A 14,283-nucleotide genomic window follows, 5' to 3' on the forward strand; every position below is an offset into this window, starting at 1 on the left:
CCGGGACCCGCTCCCCTGCTCCGGCTCCTCCCGCGCGTGCGCCCGCGCCTCGTTCAGCAGGTCTTCCGTCACGCCAACTCCTCGTACTCGAACTCCTGGAAGGGGGACGGGACTTCGGCGCTGACCGAGCTCACCAGAGCGTTCAGGTCGATGCGTACGAGGTCCACGTCCGCGATCCGTAGCGTGAGGTCGCCGGTGATGACCACGCCGCCGGCGAGCAGCCGGTCGAGCAGGTCGACCAGGGCGATCTCGCGCTGGGCGAGTGCTTCGCCTTCCTCGTTCACGACTCCTCCTGGTCCGCCCCGTCGTCCGGGCCCCCGGCGAAGGAGTACGGCGCCCAGGGGCCGGTCAGTTCCACGCGTACGCCGTCGACGTGCGGGGTGCGCTCGCGTACGGCGGCGACGAACTCCTCGCTGCGTTCGCGGGGCACCAGGTAGGCGGCGTTGAGCACGTTCTCGCCGGACGCGCCCGAGAGCCGCGCGCTCTGCGGCTGGTGCAGCCGTCCGGCTTCGGCGCGCTCGCACAGGTCGGCGTGCAGGGCGCGGGAGAGGGTTCCGGCCTTCCGCCAGGTCTCGTCCCGGGACTGGCGCTGGCCGAGCCGACGACGCAGGTAGTCGCGTCCGGTGGCGGCCTTCACCTCCGGTGCGGGCGCGGCCCGTTCGGGGGCGGGGGCGTCGGCGTACACCTTGACGCCCCATTCGATGCGTCCGTCGAGACGTTCGATGGTGGGCTCGAAGCGGGCGCGTCCGGAGTCGAGGAGTCTGCGCACGCCGTCCTCGTCGCGGCACACCGTGGCGAGCCGGAGCGGCACGGGGCAGGTGACCTCGGCGAGTGCGGCGATCACCGACTGATGGGTGCGGGCCGTCGCGGCGAGCCAGTCCATGTCCTCCAGATGGGCACGGAGGGGAGCGGCGTCGAAGTCGGCGGCGGGGACCGGGCTGACGGCGGCGCACAGGCCCCGGTGCTCGATGAGGGTGGGGGGCGCCCCGTCGAGGCCGCACGTCCCGGCGGGGAGCGCGGCGGCGAAGGGGCGCGTCACGGCGTACACATACAGCAGGTGGCCGTCCGGCAGGTGGTCGTCGTTCATCGGTCACCGCCCGAAGCCCGCTCGGAGCTCTCGACCTCTTCCGCCTTCGCCCGCGGCCCGTCGTCGACGGACCGGGACGCCTCCATGGCGGCGAGGCGCGCCTTCAACTCCTCGTTCTCGCGGGCCAGTTCACGGCGCCGGGCACCGGTGGAGAGGGCGGGGTCGTCCTCCCACCAGTCGATGCCCATTTCCTTGGCCTTGTCGATCGAGGCGACGATGAGCCGCAACTTGATCGTGAGCAGCTCGATGTCGAGGAGGTTGATGCGGATGTCCCCGGCGATGACGATTCCCTTGTCGAGGACACGTTCGAGAATGTCGGCGAGGTTGGCGCCGCCGCTGTCGGACGGGTAGGCGTCGGGAAATCGTGCCGGGGTGGCCATCAGTTCCTCCGGGGATCGGCGGGGGCTCGGGTGGGGTGTTCAAGCCGGTCGAGGAGCTCGTCCTCACGGCGGTCGAACTCGGCCTCGTCGATCTCACCGTTCGTCAGTTTCTCTTCGAGCTGCGCGAGTTCGCGGCGCACGGTCGCGGGGTCGTAGTACTGCCGCTCCGCTTCCGCGGCGACCTGCCCGAGCACCCAGAAGGTGCCGCGGACGGGCGCCGCGGGAAGCAGCAGCAGTTCCTTCAGGAGGCCCATGGCCTCACCCCGTGAAGCTGTAGGGCGGCAGGGGTCCGTGGACCTGGACGACGAGGTGCGGGGCGCGCTCGCGCAGCGCGTCGACGGCGGCGATGAAATCCGCCGTGCTGTCACGCGGCACGAGATACGAGACGTTGGCCAGCCAGCCCGTGGACTGCGGCCCGGGGCTCCGCTCCTGGGCCGCGCCGTCCAGGGCGCTCTCCACCAGGGCCGCGTCGGTCTTCTCGCGCTGCTGCACGGCGGCGGCGATGCGTTCGCCGAGCCGCAGCTTGTCCTCGTACGAGCCGCCGCCGGCCTTCCGGTTGGCCTCGCTCAGCGCCCTCAACTCGGCGTTTTCCGCGAGCACTTGGTGGAGCACGGCCTCTTCGTCGTGGGTGGCCTTCACGTTGTATTCGACCATCCCGTCGAGCGCTTCGAGCCGCTCCAGATAGCGCTCCTCGTGCTCGGCGAGCACGGCGCGCACGGCCTCGTCGTCGGGCGACACACCGCCGAACCGCATCGGCAGCACGGCGCCGCCGGCGCCCGCCTCGGCGAGCACGTTCTGGTGGGCGAGCAGGTCACGCCGCTTGGGCCTGAGCTCCTCGGGGGCGTCGCTGACCAGCGCCACCAGCTCCCCGTGCTCGACGGTGCGGACCGGGCACGGCGGGTCCCCGATGCCGCCCATCTGCTCCGGCAGCCGTCCGTGGCCGCGGCGCGCGATGCCGTAGACGTACGTGGTCATTCCTGCTCCTCCTTGCGGCGCGACGTGGTACGCCGGGCCCTCGGCCTGGACTCCTGCTGCTCACCTTCGCCCTTGGCCTCCTTGAAGGCCTCCGAGATGGTCTGCGCGGCGCCCGAGAGCGCTCCCTTGGTCTTGCCGCGAGCACCGGACTCGGTCATGTCGCCGACCAGGTCGGGCAGACCGGGGTTGCGGTGCGGGCCCGCTTCCAGGTCGAGGCGGTTGCAGGCCTCGGCGAAGCGCAGATAGGTGTCGACGCTGGCGACCACGACCCGTATGTCGATCTTGAGGATCTCGATGCCGACGAGGGAGACACGCACGAACGCGTCGATCACGAGCCCTCGGTCGAGGACGAGCTCCAGGACGTCGTAGAGGCCGCTGCTGCCACCGCTACCGCCGCCTTGTTGTGCCGGGACAACCGTCATGGCGTCCGGTCCTCCTGTCTGTCGTCTTGCTGCCTTGTCTTGCCTGACTTCGTGTCGCTCGGGTTCCGCTGTCGGCTCTGCTCGCCGATGCGGTCAGTTGCTCTTGTCGGCCCGGCCGCGTTCGTAGCGCCGCAGCCTTCGATAGCCGGTGAGTTCGCCGTGCGGGTCGAGTTCGACCTCGTACGAGGCGAGCAGGCTCATCGTGTCGGGGACACGCGACAGTTCGAGGACCTCGATCCTGAGCTGCCAGCCGTCCTCGGTGCGTTCGAAGGACGAGACGGATTCGGCGGCCATACCGACGAGCTCGGCGAGCTGGGCTCCGGCGCCGCGTACGACCTCCATCGCGCTCGGGAGGTCGTCGTCGTCACGGGATTTCGCGGCGCTTCTGGCCGCCGACCTCGACGGTGTCTTCGGTGGGTTCTCGTCTTTGTCGGCCATGTCACCTCCCGGGTTAGACCGTTCGGGTAGCCGCAACGGAGCAGATCAAACCCCGGGGGACGTTCCTCACACGATGCGGCGCGTTCCGGCGCACACCGTTGCGGGTGGACGTCGAGGACGGCCTTCCTGGTCAGCGCTTCGCGCTGGGCGGGCCGCCCAGGGGGTCGCGCGGCGGTTCGGGGGCGCCCGGGGGGACCACGGGCGGCATGACCGGCGCGCCGGGCGGGACCCCGGGCTCCAGGGGTGCGCCCATCCGCCCGGGCGGCGCGGCACGGCTGCCGCGGGCGGCTCGGCTCAGGAGTGCGGCCGTCCCGAGCAGCAGCGCGGCGACGATCAGCGCGGCGGCCCAGTAGGGCAGGGCCGCACCGAGGACGAGGAGCAGGAACGCGGTGAGTGCGGCGCCTCCATAGAGGGCGGCCGCGCCGGCACCCGCGTACATCCGCGCGGCATGGCGCTGCTTTTGGGTCTGTTCGCGCAGTTCGTCCCGGATGGCGTCTCGGATGGCGTCCCGGACGACCTGGGAGAGCTTCTCCGGCAGGTTCGGCAGGTTCGTTTCCATGGCGGCCGAGTACCCGAGGGGGTGGGTGGCAGTCACGCCGGGGCGCGTCGCCCGGGTGCGTTGCGCGGCCTCGGGGTCCCCCGATGTCGACCACGTGGGTCGACCCCGTGCGTTGACCACGTGTGTCGACCACGGGTGTCGACCACGGGTGTCGGCCCACCGACTCCGACTGTCCGTATCTCAAGACGCGTATCTCATTATTTGGCTTCCTCTTCTAAAGTGGGCTCATTGGTGGGGCAGTTCACCGTCCGTGCGCAGGGTGCGGCGGCGCGGTGTGCCGTTCGCCGTCGAGTTCTCGGAGAGGGAGTCCGCTCATGTCGCAGGAGACGCCCCCGGCCACGCCGGGCGAGACCGCCGTCTACACCCACGGCCACCACGAGTCGGTGTTGCGCTCGCACACCTGGCGCACCGCGGCCAACTCGGCGGCGTACCTCCTGGGTGAACTGAAGCCCCACATGCGGGTCCTGGACATCGGCTGCGGGCCGGGCACCATCTCCGCCGATCTCGCCGCGCTGGTGCCGCAGGGCGGGGTGACGGCGGTCGACCACGCTCCGGCGATCGTCGAGCAGGCCCGCGCGCTGGCCGCCGAACGCGGCCTGACCAACATGGCGTTCGCGGTGGCGGACGTGCACGCGCTGGACTTCCCCGACGACACGTTCTGCGTCGTCCACGCCCATCAGGTGCTCCAGCACGTGGGCGACCCGGTGCGGGCGCTGCGCGAGATGCGCCGGGTCACCAAGCCGGGTGGCGTCGTCGCGGTGCGCGACAGCGACTACGGCGCGTTCACCTGGTTCCCCGAGTCACCGGAACTGGCGGGGTGGCTGGAGCTGTACCACCGGGTGGCCCGCGCCAACGGGGGCGAGCCGGACGCGGGGCGCCGGCTCAAGTCCTGGGCGCTGGCGGCCGGTTACACCGATATCACCGCCTCCGCCAGCGCCTGGTGTTTCGCCACTCAGGAGGAGCGCGCGTGGTGGGGCGGGCTGTGGGCGGACCGTACGGTGGCCTCCTCGTACGCGGACGTGGCCGTCGAGGGCGGCCATGCGACGGCGGCCGAACTGGCTACGTTCTCGGACGCCTGGCGGAGGTGGGCGGCACGGGACGACGCGTGGTTCATGGTGCCGCACGGCGAGATCCTCTGCCGCGTCTGATCGCCTGGGGTGGGGTTGGGCGGGGTCGTCGCGCTCGGGGGCGTCGCGCGGAGGGGGTGCCGGGGGCGGGGGCGCCGGATCCCCTGCCGTCGGCGATCTCGGCCAACTAGGCTTCGGTGCATGGAGATTCTAGGGACCACGCTGCGCATCTGCGTCGACGACCTGGACCGCGCGATCGTCTTCTACGAGCGCGTCACCGGCGGTCGGGCGCTCCGCTTCGAACGGGGTGGCGTGTCCGTCGCCGCGGTCGGCGCCTTTCTGCTGATGAGCGGCCCCGAGGAGGAGCTGGACGTGCTGCGCAAGGTGGCGGCGACGGTGGCCGTGACGGATCTCGACGACGCCCACACCACGCTCGTCGGCGCGGGCGCGCAGGTCATCGCGGGGCCGGTTGCCACGCCGGTGGGCCGCAATCTGATCGCGGTCCACCCGGATGGCTCGGTCTTCGAGTACGTCGACCGGAAGCCGGCGTAGCGAGCGGCGGGTTGGCTGGGCGCGGCTGGCTGCCCTATCCGCACGGGGTGCGCAGTTGCTGGTTGCCGGGTTGCGCATCGGCGAGCGTGGACGCGGGGGCTGCCGGGGCGCCGGGCGGGGGAACGGGGTGGGCGTGCGGCCTGATCCTGCGGGCCGTGCTCGCTTCTTGCGCAGTTCCCCGCGCCCCTTGAATGCCGCCCGCGTCCCTATCCTGCGGGCCGTGCTCGCTTCTTGCGCAGTTCCCCGCGCCCCCTGGTCGCCACCCACGTCCCCATCCTGCGGACCGTGCCCGCCTCTCGCGCAGTCCCCCGCGCCCCCTGGTCGCCACCCCACGTCCCCATCCTGCGGACCGTGCTCGCCTCTCGCGCAGTTCCGCGCGCCCCTGGCGGCACTGGCGACGAGCCCCGCGGCCCCCTAAGCAGCACGGCGACGGCCCCCGCGGCCCCCTAAGCCGCACTGGCGGCGACAGCCCCCGCGGCGTCTAGGACTCGGGGCGCATTCGGTACTGGTACTGGTCGGGGAGGGGGGCGTCGGTGAGGTGGGACCACAGCTCGTTCAGGGTTTCGGCGCCCTCGCGCAGGTCGGCGACCTCGAACCCCGCGTCGAAGAGGGCGCGGGCCGCCGCCGGGTCGCCCTCCGCGAGGAGGAGTTGGGCCTCGACGAGCCGGAAGCGGCCGCGCTCGCGCACGGCGGGGCGCAGCCGGTCCCTTATCGCGCGGGCGTCCGCCGGGCGTCCCGCGGCGAGGAGCGCCTCGATGGCCTCGCGGCCCAGCGCCGCGTCGGCCGCCGTCCAGGGCTCGCCCTCCCGGCGCTCCTGGCAGAAGTCGTCGTACGCCTCGGCGTAGCGCTCGGCTGCGCGGCCCGCGTTGCCGGCCAGTTGGTCGGCGACGGCCAGGCAGCGCAGCAGCGGCCAGCGGGACGGGGCCAGCGCCAGGCCGCGCTCCCAGCTGCGCACGGCCTGGGCCCGGTCGCCCGCGTGCCACTGGGCGACGCCCAGGTGGTACTCGGTGAGGGGCCGGGCGGGCGCCGTCTCCAGCATGTCCCGCCAGTGCGCGGCGACCAGGGTCGGGCCGGGCGGCTCCACCTTGCGCGGCTCCGGGAACACGCCGGTGTGCAGCAACTCCAGCCATGGATGCTGCGCCTGAGTCAGTGTCAGTTCGGGGAACGGGGTGCCGGGCAGCTTCATTCCCGTCCGCAGGACTTCGAGGGCACCCCAGCCGGAGCCGGTGGCCAGGCGTTCGCCCGGCTCGGCGTCGGCGAACGGCCGCCAGGCGGCGTAGGCCTCGTCCACCGCGGCGCGGGGCAGGGCCCGCTCCAGGCTGTCCTCGGCCTCGGCGCGGGCGGCCGCCCAGTCGTCGCCGTGCACCCGCGCGGGGTCGGCGGTCAGCGGCCCATACGCCTCCAGCCAGGCGAACTCGGCCCCCGCCTCCAGCGGTATGTGCTCCAGCTGGGTGCGGGCGAGGCCCGCCTGGATCTCGGCGTACCCGACGGTGCCCGGCTCGGTCAGCCACTCCTGCCAGCGCCGGCCGCCGCGCCCCGCACCCCACAGGAACAGCTTGCGCCCGCGCAGGGTGTCGGTGGAGGTCTGGACGAGCCCGTGACCGCGTTCGTCGAGCGAGGCGATCCAGCGCCGGGCGCCGTCGGGGACCTCGTAGAAGTAGTCGGCGGGATATTCGCTGCGCAGCGGGTAGGTGCGGTCGATGCCGTCCCAGGTGGGCACGGGCACCCGGCGCAGGGTGCGCTCGTACCCGAAGTGCCAGGCCTCGTCGGCGGGGGCCAGGACGCGGGTGCCCGCGCCCTCCTCGACCGCGATGTTCGACCACCAGTAGACGGGCGCGGTCCGCTCGTGCGGGTTGCGGACCCGGACGCCCACGTACAGGAAGTCGGAGTCGTCGGGGAGCCACAGGTCGACCTGGAAGGGGAGATCGCGCAGCCGCTCCCACTCCCACAGGCGGACCATCTCGCCGCCGTCGGGCGCCGGGACGAGGGCCGCGTGGAGGGGCGCGCAGGACAGGGTGGTGTGGCCGGTGGCACCGATGTTCCACTCGATACCGCCGGAGAACCAGGCGCCGTTGAGCGCGAAATCGGCGGGCTGGAATACCGGGTTGGTGTAAAGGAGTTCGCGTCCCGTCGGCTTGTGGAACAGGGAGTGCACGCGGCCGCCGAGGCCGGGCAGGACGGTGACGCGCAGCCGGTCGTTCTCGATCACGATGGTGTCGAGCTCGACCGGGGAGCGTTCGCGTCCGTAGCCGTCCAGCACCCGCACGGGCAGCAGGGTCTCCAGCGGTTCGTACCCGATCTGGCGCGCCATGTCGCGGGGCAGGCCCTCGCGCGCCCGCTCGTCGAGCCGGTGCAGTTCGTCGCGCGGGCGCAGCGCGGGCAGCGGGTTCTCCTCGCCCAACGGGGCGCCGGGCAGGGTCAGTACGGCACGTCGCACGGTCGTGGCCAAAGCAACCTCATCCCCTCGTACGGGAAGCCGACGGCTCTTCGGCCGACCCCCCGATGACCATGGAACACCGCGCCACTGACAACGGCCAGGGGCCCCTCGGGTCAGGATTGCGCAAAGGCCCCCGCGACGGGGCCGGAGGGGGAGGCGCGGGCGTACCGCCGCCCTCAGGGGCGTATTTCGATCGACACCTTCCGGTCCGTGCGCGACGATCTCCCCGCGACGGCCGTGCGAGACGTGCCGGTACGGAAGGACGGCGGAACATGAGCGAGCAGCACACCTATCGGGTCATCGTGCGCGGTGTGTGGGACGGCTTGAGCGAGGACTCCCGCGCGAGGCTGCTCGCCGAGGTCGACGACCACGGCCTCACCGCGATGACGTTCAGCGAAGAGGGCTCGCTCACCTACGACCGCGCGCTGAAGCATTTCTCGTGGCGCTTCACGGTCGTCTCGGACGCCGCCGACGGCGACGAGATGGCCGCCGCGATCGCCGAGGACCGGGCGGCGAGCGCGCTGGCGGCCCTGGGGCACGGGTTTCGCGATCTGCGCTCAACCGTGACGGACCTCGACACGATGAAGATCAACTACAAGGGCGGCCGGCGCTAGCGGGCTCCCCCACCGCCGGTACGCCCCCGAGCCCGACCCGTCACGGCGTGCGCGCGGCGCTCCCCAGCGGGGCGTGGCGGCCCGACGCGGAGGCGAAGCCCAGCCAGGTGTGCCGGTTTCCGGCCCAACACCAGCCCACCTTGGGGGCGTTGCGGCGCTCGCGGCCGTCCCGCCCCGTACCGTTGCTGATCCAGATGGCCGGTGTACGGGCGTCCAGGGTGCCGCCGGGCTTGCGCAGCCGCGAGCCGATCGTCATGAAGCAGCGGTTGCGCTCCAGCACGGCGGGCTGGTGCAGCACCCACTGGATGCCCTCGGTAAGGAGCAGCGGCGTGCGACCCTGCTCGGTGAGGGCGGGCAGCGCCTCGTCGGGGCTCCAGTTGGCCATGTGGTCGCCGCGATCGAGGCCGGTGACCAGGTAGAGGGCCGTGGCGGGCGGCGTGAGGGTGTCGAGCGGAACGAAGAGGTCGACGTCGGGCATGTCGGTGACGACGAAGCCCGGCTTGCCTTCGCGCAGGAGCAGGGGCGCGAGGGCGGAGGCGCGGGCTCGGTCCGGATGCACCGCGAGCAGGACGCCACCACCGGACTCGGACGCAACGGCGCCCTCGGACGAAGCGGCGGACTCCCCGGATTTGGCGGACCCGGCGGACTTCGCTGGCTCGGCGGACCCGGCGGACCGGGCGGACCCGGTGGACCCGGCGGACCCGGCGGACCCGGCGGACCCGGCGGACTCCGCTGACTCGGCGAAGGCGCGGACCTCCGTGGGGGTCAGCCCCGCGATCTCGTGGACGCCCAGCTCGATCAGCCGCTCGGCCTGCGTCCTCAGGTCCGGCAGTGCGGGCGGTGCCGAAGGGGTCGAAGGGGTGGAAGGGGCCGGCGGAACGGTGGAGGCGACAGGATCGGTTCGGGGCACGGTGCTCCTTGTACAGCGCGACGCGGACGGCCGCAGGCTGAACGCGGCAGCCCACCGGATCGTTCCCGACCGCCGCGCCGGGATGACGGCATGGCTGGGGACGGCAGCGTGCCAGGATGCGGTGAACTCGCGGCGTCCTGGGGGCACTTGAGGGCCGCACCCGCGGCGCCACGGGGGCGGCCGATGACGGGTTCCCGTCCGTCGCGGTCCCGGGCGCGGCCGGCCTCCGTACCGTCGCCGAGCCCGGCACGGTCTACCCGGTGGTGTCGTCGTGGCCGCGCGCGCCGGGGGTTTCGCGCGCTCCCCCCGCCCCGCCCCGCCGTGTCATCTCCTCGGTGATGGCCCACCGCTCGTGGTCCCGCCACGCTCCGTCGAGGAAGAGGAAGTCCGGGGAGTAGCCCTCCAGACGGAATCCCGCGCGGCGGACCAGGTTGATCGAGGCCGCGTTGGCGGGCTGGATGTTCGCTTCCAGGCGGTGCAGGCCGAGGGTGGTGAAGGCGTGGCGCACGACGAGGCCGAGGCCCTCGGCCATCAGGCCGCGACCGGCCGCGGGGGCGAAGGCGCCGTAGCCGAGGGCCCCGGACAGGAAGGCGCCCTCCACCACGTTGTTGATGTTGATGAAGCCGGCGATACGGCCGTCGCTCCGCTCGCACACGAGGAAACCGTGCCGGGTCGGATCGGTGCGCAGGCGGTTCGCGTAGGTCGCGTACGCCGCCGGGTCGGTCGGCGGGAAGAGCCAGGGGGTGTGCAGGGCGCGGCTCGCGGCGGCGAGCGTGATGAACTCCTCGGAATCCTCAAGGGTGAAGTTCCGTATGCCCACGCGCGGGCCCCGGGCAAGGAAGTCGACCTCGGTTCGCATCGGCCCAGGCTACTGATCCTCGGCGGACACGCCGCCGAGGGCAGGCGCCCCCGGCCGCCGAGGCCGGTGCCCGTCCGCGCCCAGCACCTGCTTCGTCGGCTCATGACGTATGACGCATGACGTATGAGGAGACACCACCCCGGGCACCACCTCGGTCACCCCCCCTCCCCTCCTTGTCAGACAAGTAGGGTCGGGGCATGCTGGCCTTCCGGAACACCGAGGGGCGGATTCATGGCAGTGGGCGGGCAGCGGCGCAGGCCGGTCGTGGCGCTGTACGAGCGGATCGCGGACGCGATCCACGACGGCACCTATCCCCCGGGCTCGACACTGCCCTCGGAACCGAAGCTCGCGGCTGAACTCGGCGTGAGCCGTCCCGCGCTGCGCGAGGCGCTGCTGCTGCTCCAGGAGGACGGGCTGCTCTCGGTACGGCGCGGGGTGGGCCGGACCGTGAACGACAGCCCGCCCCGGCGCGGCTTCGAACAGCTCCAGCCGCTCGACGCGCTGCTCAGTCCGGTCCGGGTGCGGGCCCTGCTGCGCAGCCGGGAGGAGCCCACCGACTTCACCGCCCAGCATCTGCTGGCCCCGGCCGGATCCGAGCTGCGGTTCTGGGAGTCCGTCCTGGTCGGGGCAGATCTCGCGGTCGCCCTCAGCCATGAGTGGGCGGCGCCCGAGGACGTCCTTGAACGGTCGCACCCCGCGTTCGCGGAGGCTCTCGCGGCGGAGCCCGCCGCGTCGATGCTCACCGTGCTGCTCGACGCCTCGCGCTCCGTCGCGCTCACCGCGCACAGCCACATCAGCGCCACCCTGCTCGGCCGGCGCAGGGGCGAGCAGCTGGAGCGCCCGGCGGACACCCCGGCCGTGCTGATCACCCAGGTGGTACGCGTGGAGGGCGCCCCGGTCCTGGCGGCCAAGCACATGCTGCCGACGGGCGCGCCCGCGCTCGCGGTCCTCCAGTCCGGCTGAGCGAAAGGGCGGCCCGGCCGAGCCGACGCACCACGCTGGGCCCGGCCGGTCAGGGCCCGGCACGCTGGGCCCAGTCGGCGCGGGCGCGGCACGCTGTACACTCCCGCCTCATGCACTTGTCTGACAACCTCGCCGCCGACGCTCCGGGCACCCCCGCCGAGTGGATCCGCCGCGCCCCCAAGGCAGTCCTCCACGACCACCTCGACGGTGGCCTGCGCCCCGCCACCATCGTCGAGCTGGCCCGCGCCTGCGGGTACACCGCTCTGCCGACCGAGGACCCGGCCGAGCTCGCCCTGTGGTTCCGCGACGCCGCGGACTCGGGCTCCCTGGAGCGCTACCTGGAGACCTTCGCCCACACCTGCGCCGTGATGCAGACCCGTGAGGCGCTGCACCGCATCGCCGCCGAGTGCGCCGAGGACCTGGCCGCCGACGGGGTCGTCTACGCGGAGGTGCGGTACGCGCCCGAGCAGCACCTGGAGGGCGGCCTGACCCTGGACGAGGTCGTGGACGCCGTCAACGAGGGCCTGCGCGAGGGCGAGCGCCGTACCGGCGGCCGGATCACCGTCCGCGCGCTGCTCACCGGCATGCGGCACACCCGGCGCTCCCTGGAGATAGCCGAACTCACCGTCGCCCACCGCGACCGCGGGGTGGCGGGCTTCGACATCGCGGGTGGCGAAATCGGCAACCCGCCGGCCGAGCACCTGACCGCCTTCCAGCACCTGAAGCGCGCCAACTGCCACATCACGATCCACGCCGGTGAGGCCGTGGGCGCCGAGTCGGTGCACGAGGCGGTCCAGGTATGTGGGGCCGAGCGCATCGGGCACGGCGTGCGGATCACCGACGACATCGCCGCGGACGGCACGCTCGGCCACCTCGCCGCGTATGTGCGGGACAACCGGATCGCCCTGGAGGTGTGCCCGACGTCCAACCTCCAGACGGGCGCGGCCCTTTCGTACGAGAAGCACCCGATCGACGAGCTGCGCCGGCTCGGCTTCACGGTGACCCTCAACACCGACAACCGGCTGGTGTCGGGCACCACCATGAGCGAGGAGTTCCAGCACATGGTGGACGCCTTCGGCTACGGCCCGGAGGTCTTCGAGGAGTTCACCGTCGCGGCGGTCGAGGCGGCGTTCCTGCCGCTGCCGCAGCGCCGTCGCATCATCGAGGAGATCGTGCGGCCCGGCTACGCGGCGCTCAGTTCAACCTCCCGTTGACGACGGGCAGTTGGAGTGTTCCCGGGGAGCCGGGGGCGCTCACGACGGTCACCGGCTTGACGCCCTTGTTGCCGAGGTAGGCGTCGTCGCTCGCGGCGATCGCGAACTCGATGTGGTGCCCGGCCTCGTAGCGGTGCGCGATGCCGGGCAGGGTGACCGTGAACGGCCTCGTGACGTCCGGCACGCGCACCGGCGCGACCAGTCGGCGCACCAGCGTCTTGGTTCCGTCGGGCGCCACGTCGTACAACTTGGCGAACAGGACCAGCTTGTCGGCGGCGTCGCCCGAGTTCTGGGTCCTGCGGGCCTCGGGTGAGGACACCTGGAGCGTGGCCTTCGCCGAGCCGACCACGTCGACGGGTGCCTTCAGCGGCTCGGTGTCCCAGCCGAGGTAGGTGCCCGGGGTGTCGTACGGCGCCGGGTCGCGCAACCCGACCGTGCCGGCGAGCGAACTCTCCGAATGGCTCGTCGGCACGAGCCAGTTGGTGTACGTGCGGCTGCCGCGGGCCACCTCGGCGCGGTTGTCGACGAGCTTGCCGTCGCCCGAGAGGTACACCTTCTGCGAGAGCGGCGGGACCTTGGACGCCTCGCCGTAGCCGCTCTGCCAGTCGCGGTAGTAGGCGAAGGCCGGGCCGGTGTCGGTGTGCTTCTGCTTGCGCAGATAGCGGTCGAACCAGGCCAGGATGCGCTGTCCGGTGTAGCTGGTCTCCAAGTTGCCCTGCGCCAGGTTGAGTTCGCCGGGCGCCTGACCGCCGCTGTGGCCCCAGGACTGCCAGATCATCTTGGCCGGGGTGCCGTTCTCCTTCAGCGTGTTGTACGTCGCCGTCGCCTCGTTGAGGTTGAACAGGCTGTCGGTCTGGCCCTGGATGAGCAGGGTGGGGGCCTGGACCCGGTCGAGGTAGCTGACCGGCGAGACACCGCGGGCGTAGCGCAGCATCGCGGCGGTGGGGGCGGCCGGATAGCGGCCCGAGTTGAGCAGTCCCATGGTCGTGCAGGCGTCGGGCACGAAGTGCGTGCAGCCGAGCGTGCCCCAGCGGGACGGGTCCAGGTTGGGCAGGGTGATGGGCTGGCTCTCGCCGATGAGGTAGAAGCCGTTGGACCACTGCCACTTGAAAGCGCCGGGCACCTTGCGGTCGGCGACGTTGTTGGGGTCGAGGGCGTACGACAGGTCGTTCCAGGTGATCATCGGGACGAGGGCGTCGACGCGGTGGTCCACGGCGGCCGTGGCCAGTTGGACGGCGCCACCGTAGGAACCGCCGATCATTCCCACGCGCGGGTCGCCGGGACGGTCCTTGGTGACGAAGTCGACGCGCGTGCCGTCGTCGGCCGCGCGGGTCCCGGCGAGGAAGTCGAGCAGGCGGGAGGCGGCGCGGCCGTCCAGGTCCGGGTCGTCGAGGGAGATGAGACACCCCGACTTGCCGAAGCCGAGGCCGGAGTAGGCGAGGGCCACATAGCCGCGGGCGGCGAACGCCTTGGCGGTGCCGGCGGTGGAGCCGTCCGCCTTGTTGCCGCCGAAACCGTTGGTGGTGAGCACCGCGGGCGCGGGGTGTGCCCGGTCGGCGCCGGCGGGGCGGTAGAGGTCGGCGTCGATGGCGCAGCTGCGGCCGCCGGCCCGGACGGTGAACTTCAGCGCGGTGACGGTGACTTGACCGGCGTCGGACCCCTGCCCGGCCGTCGCGGCGGCCGGTGCGGCCGCGAGCAGCGGTACGGCGAGCGCCGCGCCGAGGGCGGCCGCCAGCGGCTTGCGGGTTCTGGGCACGGTACGGCGACGGGTCACGGCGTCCTCCACGGCGAGGCGGGCCTACCGAC

Annotated in this window: 17 protein-coding genes; 5 read left to right on the top strand and 12 right to left on the bottom strand. The window is 72.7% G+C overall.

The genetic code is table 11. The features are described from left to right. Positions 1-68 precede the first annotated feature (68 nt). The 8 genes from DWB77_RS07855 to DWB77_RS07890 form a co-directional block, all read right to left on the bottom strand. Positions 69-284: a gas vesicle protein gene (locus DWB77_RS07855; protein WP_120720557.1), complete on the bottom strand. Its 216-nt coding sequence runs from the start codon at positions 282-284 to the stop codon at positions 69-71. After that, positions 281-1,087, bottom strand: a complete 807-nt coding sequence (locus tag DWB77_RS07860) for a GvpL/GvpF family gas vesicle protein (protein WP_120720558.1) — start codon at positions 1,085-1,087, stop codon at positions 281-283. Before DWB77_RS07860 ends, DWB77_RS07855 begins: the two co-directional genes overlap by 4 nt. Continuing rightward, a complete protein-coding gene (locus DWB77_RS07865; RefSeq protein WP_120720559.1) occupies positions 1,084-1,467 on the bottom strand; it encodes a gas vesicle protein in 384 nt (127 codons plus the stop codon). Before DWB77_RS07865 ends, DWB77_RS07860 begins: the two co-directional genes overlap by 4 nt. Then, the gene (locus DWB77_RS07870; protein ID WP_120720560.1) at positions 1,467-1,721 is read right to left on the bottom strand and encodes a gas vesicle protein GvpG; all 255 of its coding nucleotides are present in this window, start codon (positions 1,719-1,721) and stop codon (positions 1,467-1,469) included. Before DWB77_RS07870 ends, DWB77_RS07865 begins: the two co-directional genes overlap by 1 nt. A 4-nt stretch (positions 1,722-1,725) precedes the next feature. Continuing rightward, positions 1,726-2,442 (bottom strand): GvpL/GvpF family gas vesicle protein, encoded by a 717-nt coding sequence (locus tag DWB77_RS07875; protein WP_120720561.1) that lies wholly within the window; start codon positions 2,440-2,442, stop codon positions 1,726-1,728. Next, the gene (locus DWB77_RS07880) at positions 2,439-2,864 is read right to left on the bottom strand and encodes a gas vesicle structural protein GvpA (protein ID WP_120720562.1); all 426 of its coding nucleotides are present in this window, start codon (positions 2,862-2,864) and stop codon (positions 2,439-2,441) included. The genes DWB77_RS07875 and DWB77_RS07880 overlap by 4 nt, the downstream gene beginning before the upstream one ends. Before the next feature lie 93 nt (positions 2,865-2,957). Then, positions 2,958-3,302: a gas vesicle protein gene (locus DWB77_RS07885; protein WP_120720563.1), complete on the bottom strand. Its 345-nt coding sequence runs from the start codon at positions 3,300-3,302 to the stop codon at positions 2,958-2,960. A 130-nt stretch (positions 3,303-3,432) separates the two neighbouring features. Then, positions 3,433-3,861 carry a phage holin family protein gene (locus tag DWB77_RS07890; protein WP_174248518.1) on the bottom strand — a complete coding sequence of 143 codons (429 nt, stop codon included), beginning with the start codon at positions 3,859-3,861 and terminating at the stop codon, positions 3,433-3,435. 314 nt (positions 3,862-4,175) lie between these two features. Between DWB77_RS07890 and DWB77_RS07895 the strand changes: the two genes are divergently transcribed. Further along, a complete protein-coding gene (locus DWB77_RS07895; protein WP_120720564.1) occupies positions 4,176-5,009 on the top strand; it encodes a class I SAM-dependent methyltransferase in 834 nt (277 codons plus the stop codon). A gap of 120 nt (positions 5,010-5,129) precedes the next feature. Beyond that, positions 5,130-5,480, top strand: a complete 351-nt coding sequence (locus tag DWB77_RS07900) for a VOC family protein (RefSeq protein WP_120720565.1) — start codon at positions 5,130-5,132, stop codon at positions 5,478-5,480. Positions 5,481-5,961: 481 nt separating this feature from the next. Here the strand turns inward: DWB77_RS07900 and DWB77_RS07905 are convergent, their stop codons facing one another. Further along, a complete protein-coding gene (locus DWB77_RS07905) occupies positions 5,962-7,929 on the bottom strand; it encodes a DUF5107 domain-containing protein (protein ID WP_120720566.1) in 1,968 nt (655 codons plus the stop codon). A gap of 260 nt (positions 7,930-8,189) precedes the next feature. Here DWB77_RS07905 and DWB77_RS07910 point away from each other — a divergent pair, with 260 nt between their 5' ends. Beyond that, positions 8,190-8,531, top strand: coding sequence for a DUF6204 family protein (locus tag DWB77_RS07910; RefSeq protein WP_120720567.1), 342 nt, complete (start codon positions 8,190-8,192; stop codon positions 8,529-8,531). 40 nt (positions 8,532-8,571) lie between these two features. Here DWB77_RS07910 and DWB77_RS07915 read toward each other — a convergent pair whose 3' ends face one another. Together DWB77_RS07915 and DWB77_RS07920 are read right to left on the bottom strand one after the other, a co-directional pair. After that, positions 8,572-9,441, bottom strand: a complete 870-nt coding sequence (locus DWB77_RS07915) for a DUF5701 family protein (RefSeq protein ID WP_246033456.1) — start codon at positions 9,439-9,441, stop codon at positions 8,572-8,574. 253 nt (positions 9,442-9,694) lie between these two features. Then, a complete protein-coding gene (locus tag DWB77_RS07920) occupies positions 9,695-10,300 on the bottom strand; it encodes a GNAT family N-acetyltransferase (RefSeq protein ID WP_120720568.1) in 606 nt (201 codons plus the stop codon). A 231-nt stretch (positions 10,301-10,531) separates the two neighbouring features. On the opposite strand from DWB77_RS07920, the gene DWB77_RS07925 reads away from it, so the two are divergent. Both DWB77_RS07925 and DWB77_RS07930 read left to right on the top strand, forming a co-directional pair. Beyond that, positions 10,532-11,263 (top strand): GntR family transcriptional regulator, encoded by a 732-nt coding sequence (locus DWB77_RS07925; protein ID WP_120720569.1) that lies wholly within the window; start codon positions 10,532-10,534, stop codon positions 11,261-11,263. A 110-nt stretch (positions 11,264-11,373) separates the two neighbouring features. Further along, positions 11,374-12,477 (top strand): adenosine deaminase, encoded by a 1,104-nt coding sequence (locus DWB77_RS07930; protein ID WP_120720570.1) that lies wholly within the window; start codon positions 11,374-11,376, stop codon positions 12,475-12,477. On the opposite strand, the gene DWB77_RS07935 is transcribed toward DWB77_RS07930, so the two are convergent. Beyond that, positions 12,458-14,251 (bottom strand): CocE/NonD family hydrolase, encoded by a 1,794-nt coding sequence (locus DWB77_RS07935; protein WP_174248519.1) that lies wholly within the window; start codon positions 14,249-14,251, stop codon positions 12,458-12,460. The two genes, DWB77_RS07930 and DWB77_RS07935, sit on opposite strands and share 20 nt — an antisense overlap. Positions 14,252-14,283: the final 32 nt, after the last annotated feature.

It is taken from the genome of Streptomyces hundungensis (genome assembly GCF_003627815.1).
Lineage (GTDB): Bacteria > Actinomycetota > Actinomycetes > Streptomycetales > Streptomycetaceae > Streptomyces > Streptomyces hundungensis_A.

What these genes read in the sequence shown, in the direction of transcription:
- DWB77_RS07895 (WP_120720564.1), top strand. Translation starts at nt 4,176, where the DNA reads ATGTCGCAGGAGACGCCCCCGGCCACGCCGGGCGAGACCGCCGTCTAC.
- DWB77_RS07865 (WP_120720559.1), bottom strand. Translation starts at nt 1,467, where the DNA reads ATGGCCACCCCGGCACGATTTCCCGACGCCTACCCGTCCGACAGCGGC.
- DWB77_RS07885 (WP_120720563.1), bottom strand. Translation starts at nt 3,302, where the DNA reads ATGGCCGACAAAGACGAGAACCCACCGAAGACACCGTCGAGGTCGGCG.
- DWB77_RS07890 (WP_174248518.1), bottom strand. Translation starts at nt 3,861, where the DNA reads ATGGAAACGAACCTGCCGAACCTGCCGGAGAAGCTCTCCCAGGTCGTC.
- DWB77_RS07930 (WP_120720570.1), top strand. Translation starts at nt 11,374, where the DNA reads ATGCACTTGTCTGACAACCTCGCCGCCGACGCTCCGGGCACCCCCGCC.
- DWB77_RS07875 (WP_120720561.1), bottom strand. Translation starts at nt 2,442, where the DNA reads ATGACCACGTACGTCTACGGCATCGCGCGCCGCGGCCACGGACGGCTG.
- DWB77_RS07920 (WP_120720568.1), bottom strand. Translation starts at nt 10,300, where the DNA reads ATGCGAACCGAGGTCGACTTCCTTGCCCGGGGCCCGCGCGTGGGCATA.
- DWB77_RS07925 (WP_120720569.1), top strand. Translation starts at nt 10,532, where the DNA reads ATGGCAGTGGGCGGGCAGCGGCGCAGGCCGGTCGTGGCGCTGTACGAG.
- DWB77_RS07880 (WP_120720562.1), bottom strand. Translation starts at nt 2,864, where the DNA reads ATGACGGTTGTCCCGGCACAACAAGGCGGCGGTAGCGGTGGCAGCAGC.
- DWB77_RS07900 (WP_120720565.1), top strand. Translation starts at nt 5,130, where the DNA reads ATGGAGATTCTAGGGACCACGCTGCGCATCTGCGTCGACGACCTGGAC.
- DWB77_RS07870 (WP_120720560.1), bottom strand. Translation starts at nt 1,721, where the DNA reads ATGGGCCTCCTGAAGGAACTGCTGCTGCTTCCCGCGGCGCCCGTCCGC.
- DWB77_RS07910 (WP_120720567.1), top strand. Translation starts at nt 8,190, where the DNA reads ATGAGCGAGCAGCACACCTATCGGGTCATCGTGCGCGGTGTGTGGGAC.
- DWB77_RS07860 (WP_120720558.1), bottom strand. Translation starts at nt 1,087, where the DNA reads ATGAACGACGACCACCTGCCGGACGGCCACCTGCTGTATGTGTACGCC.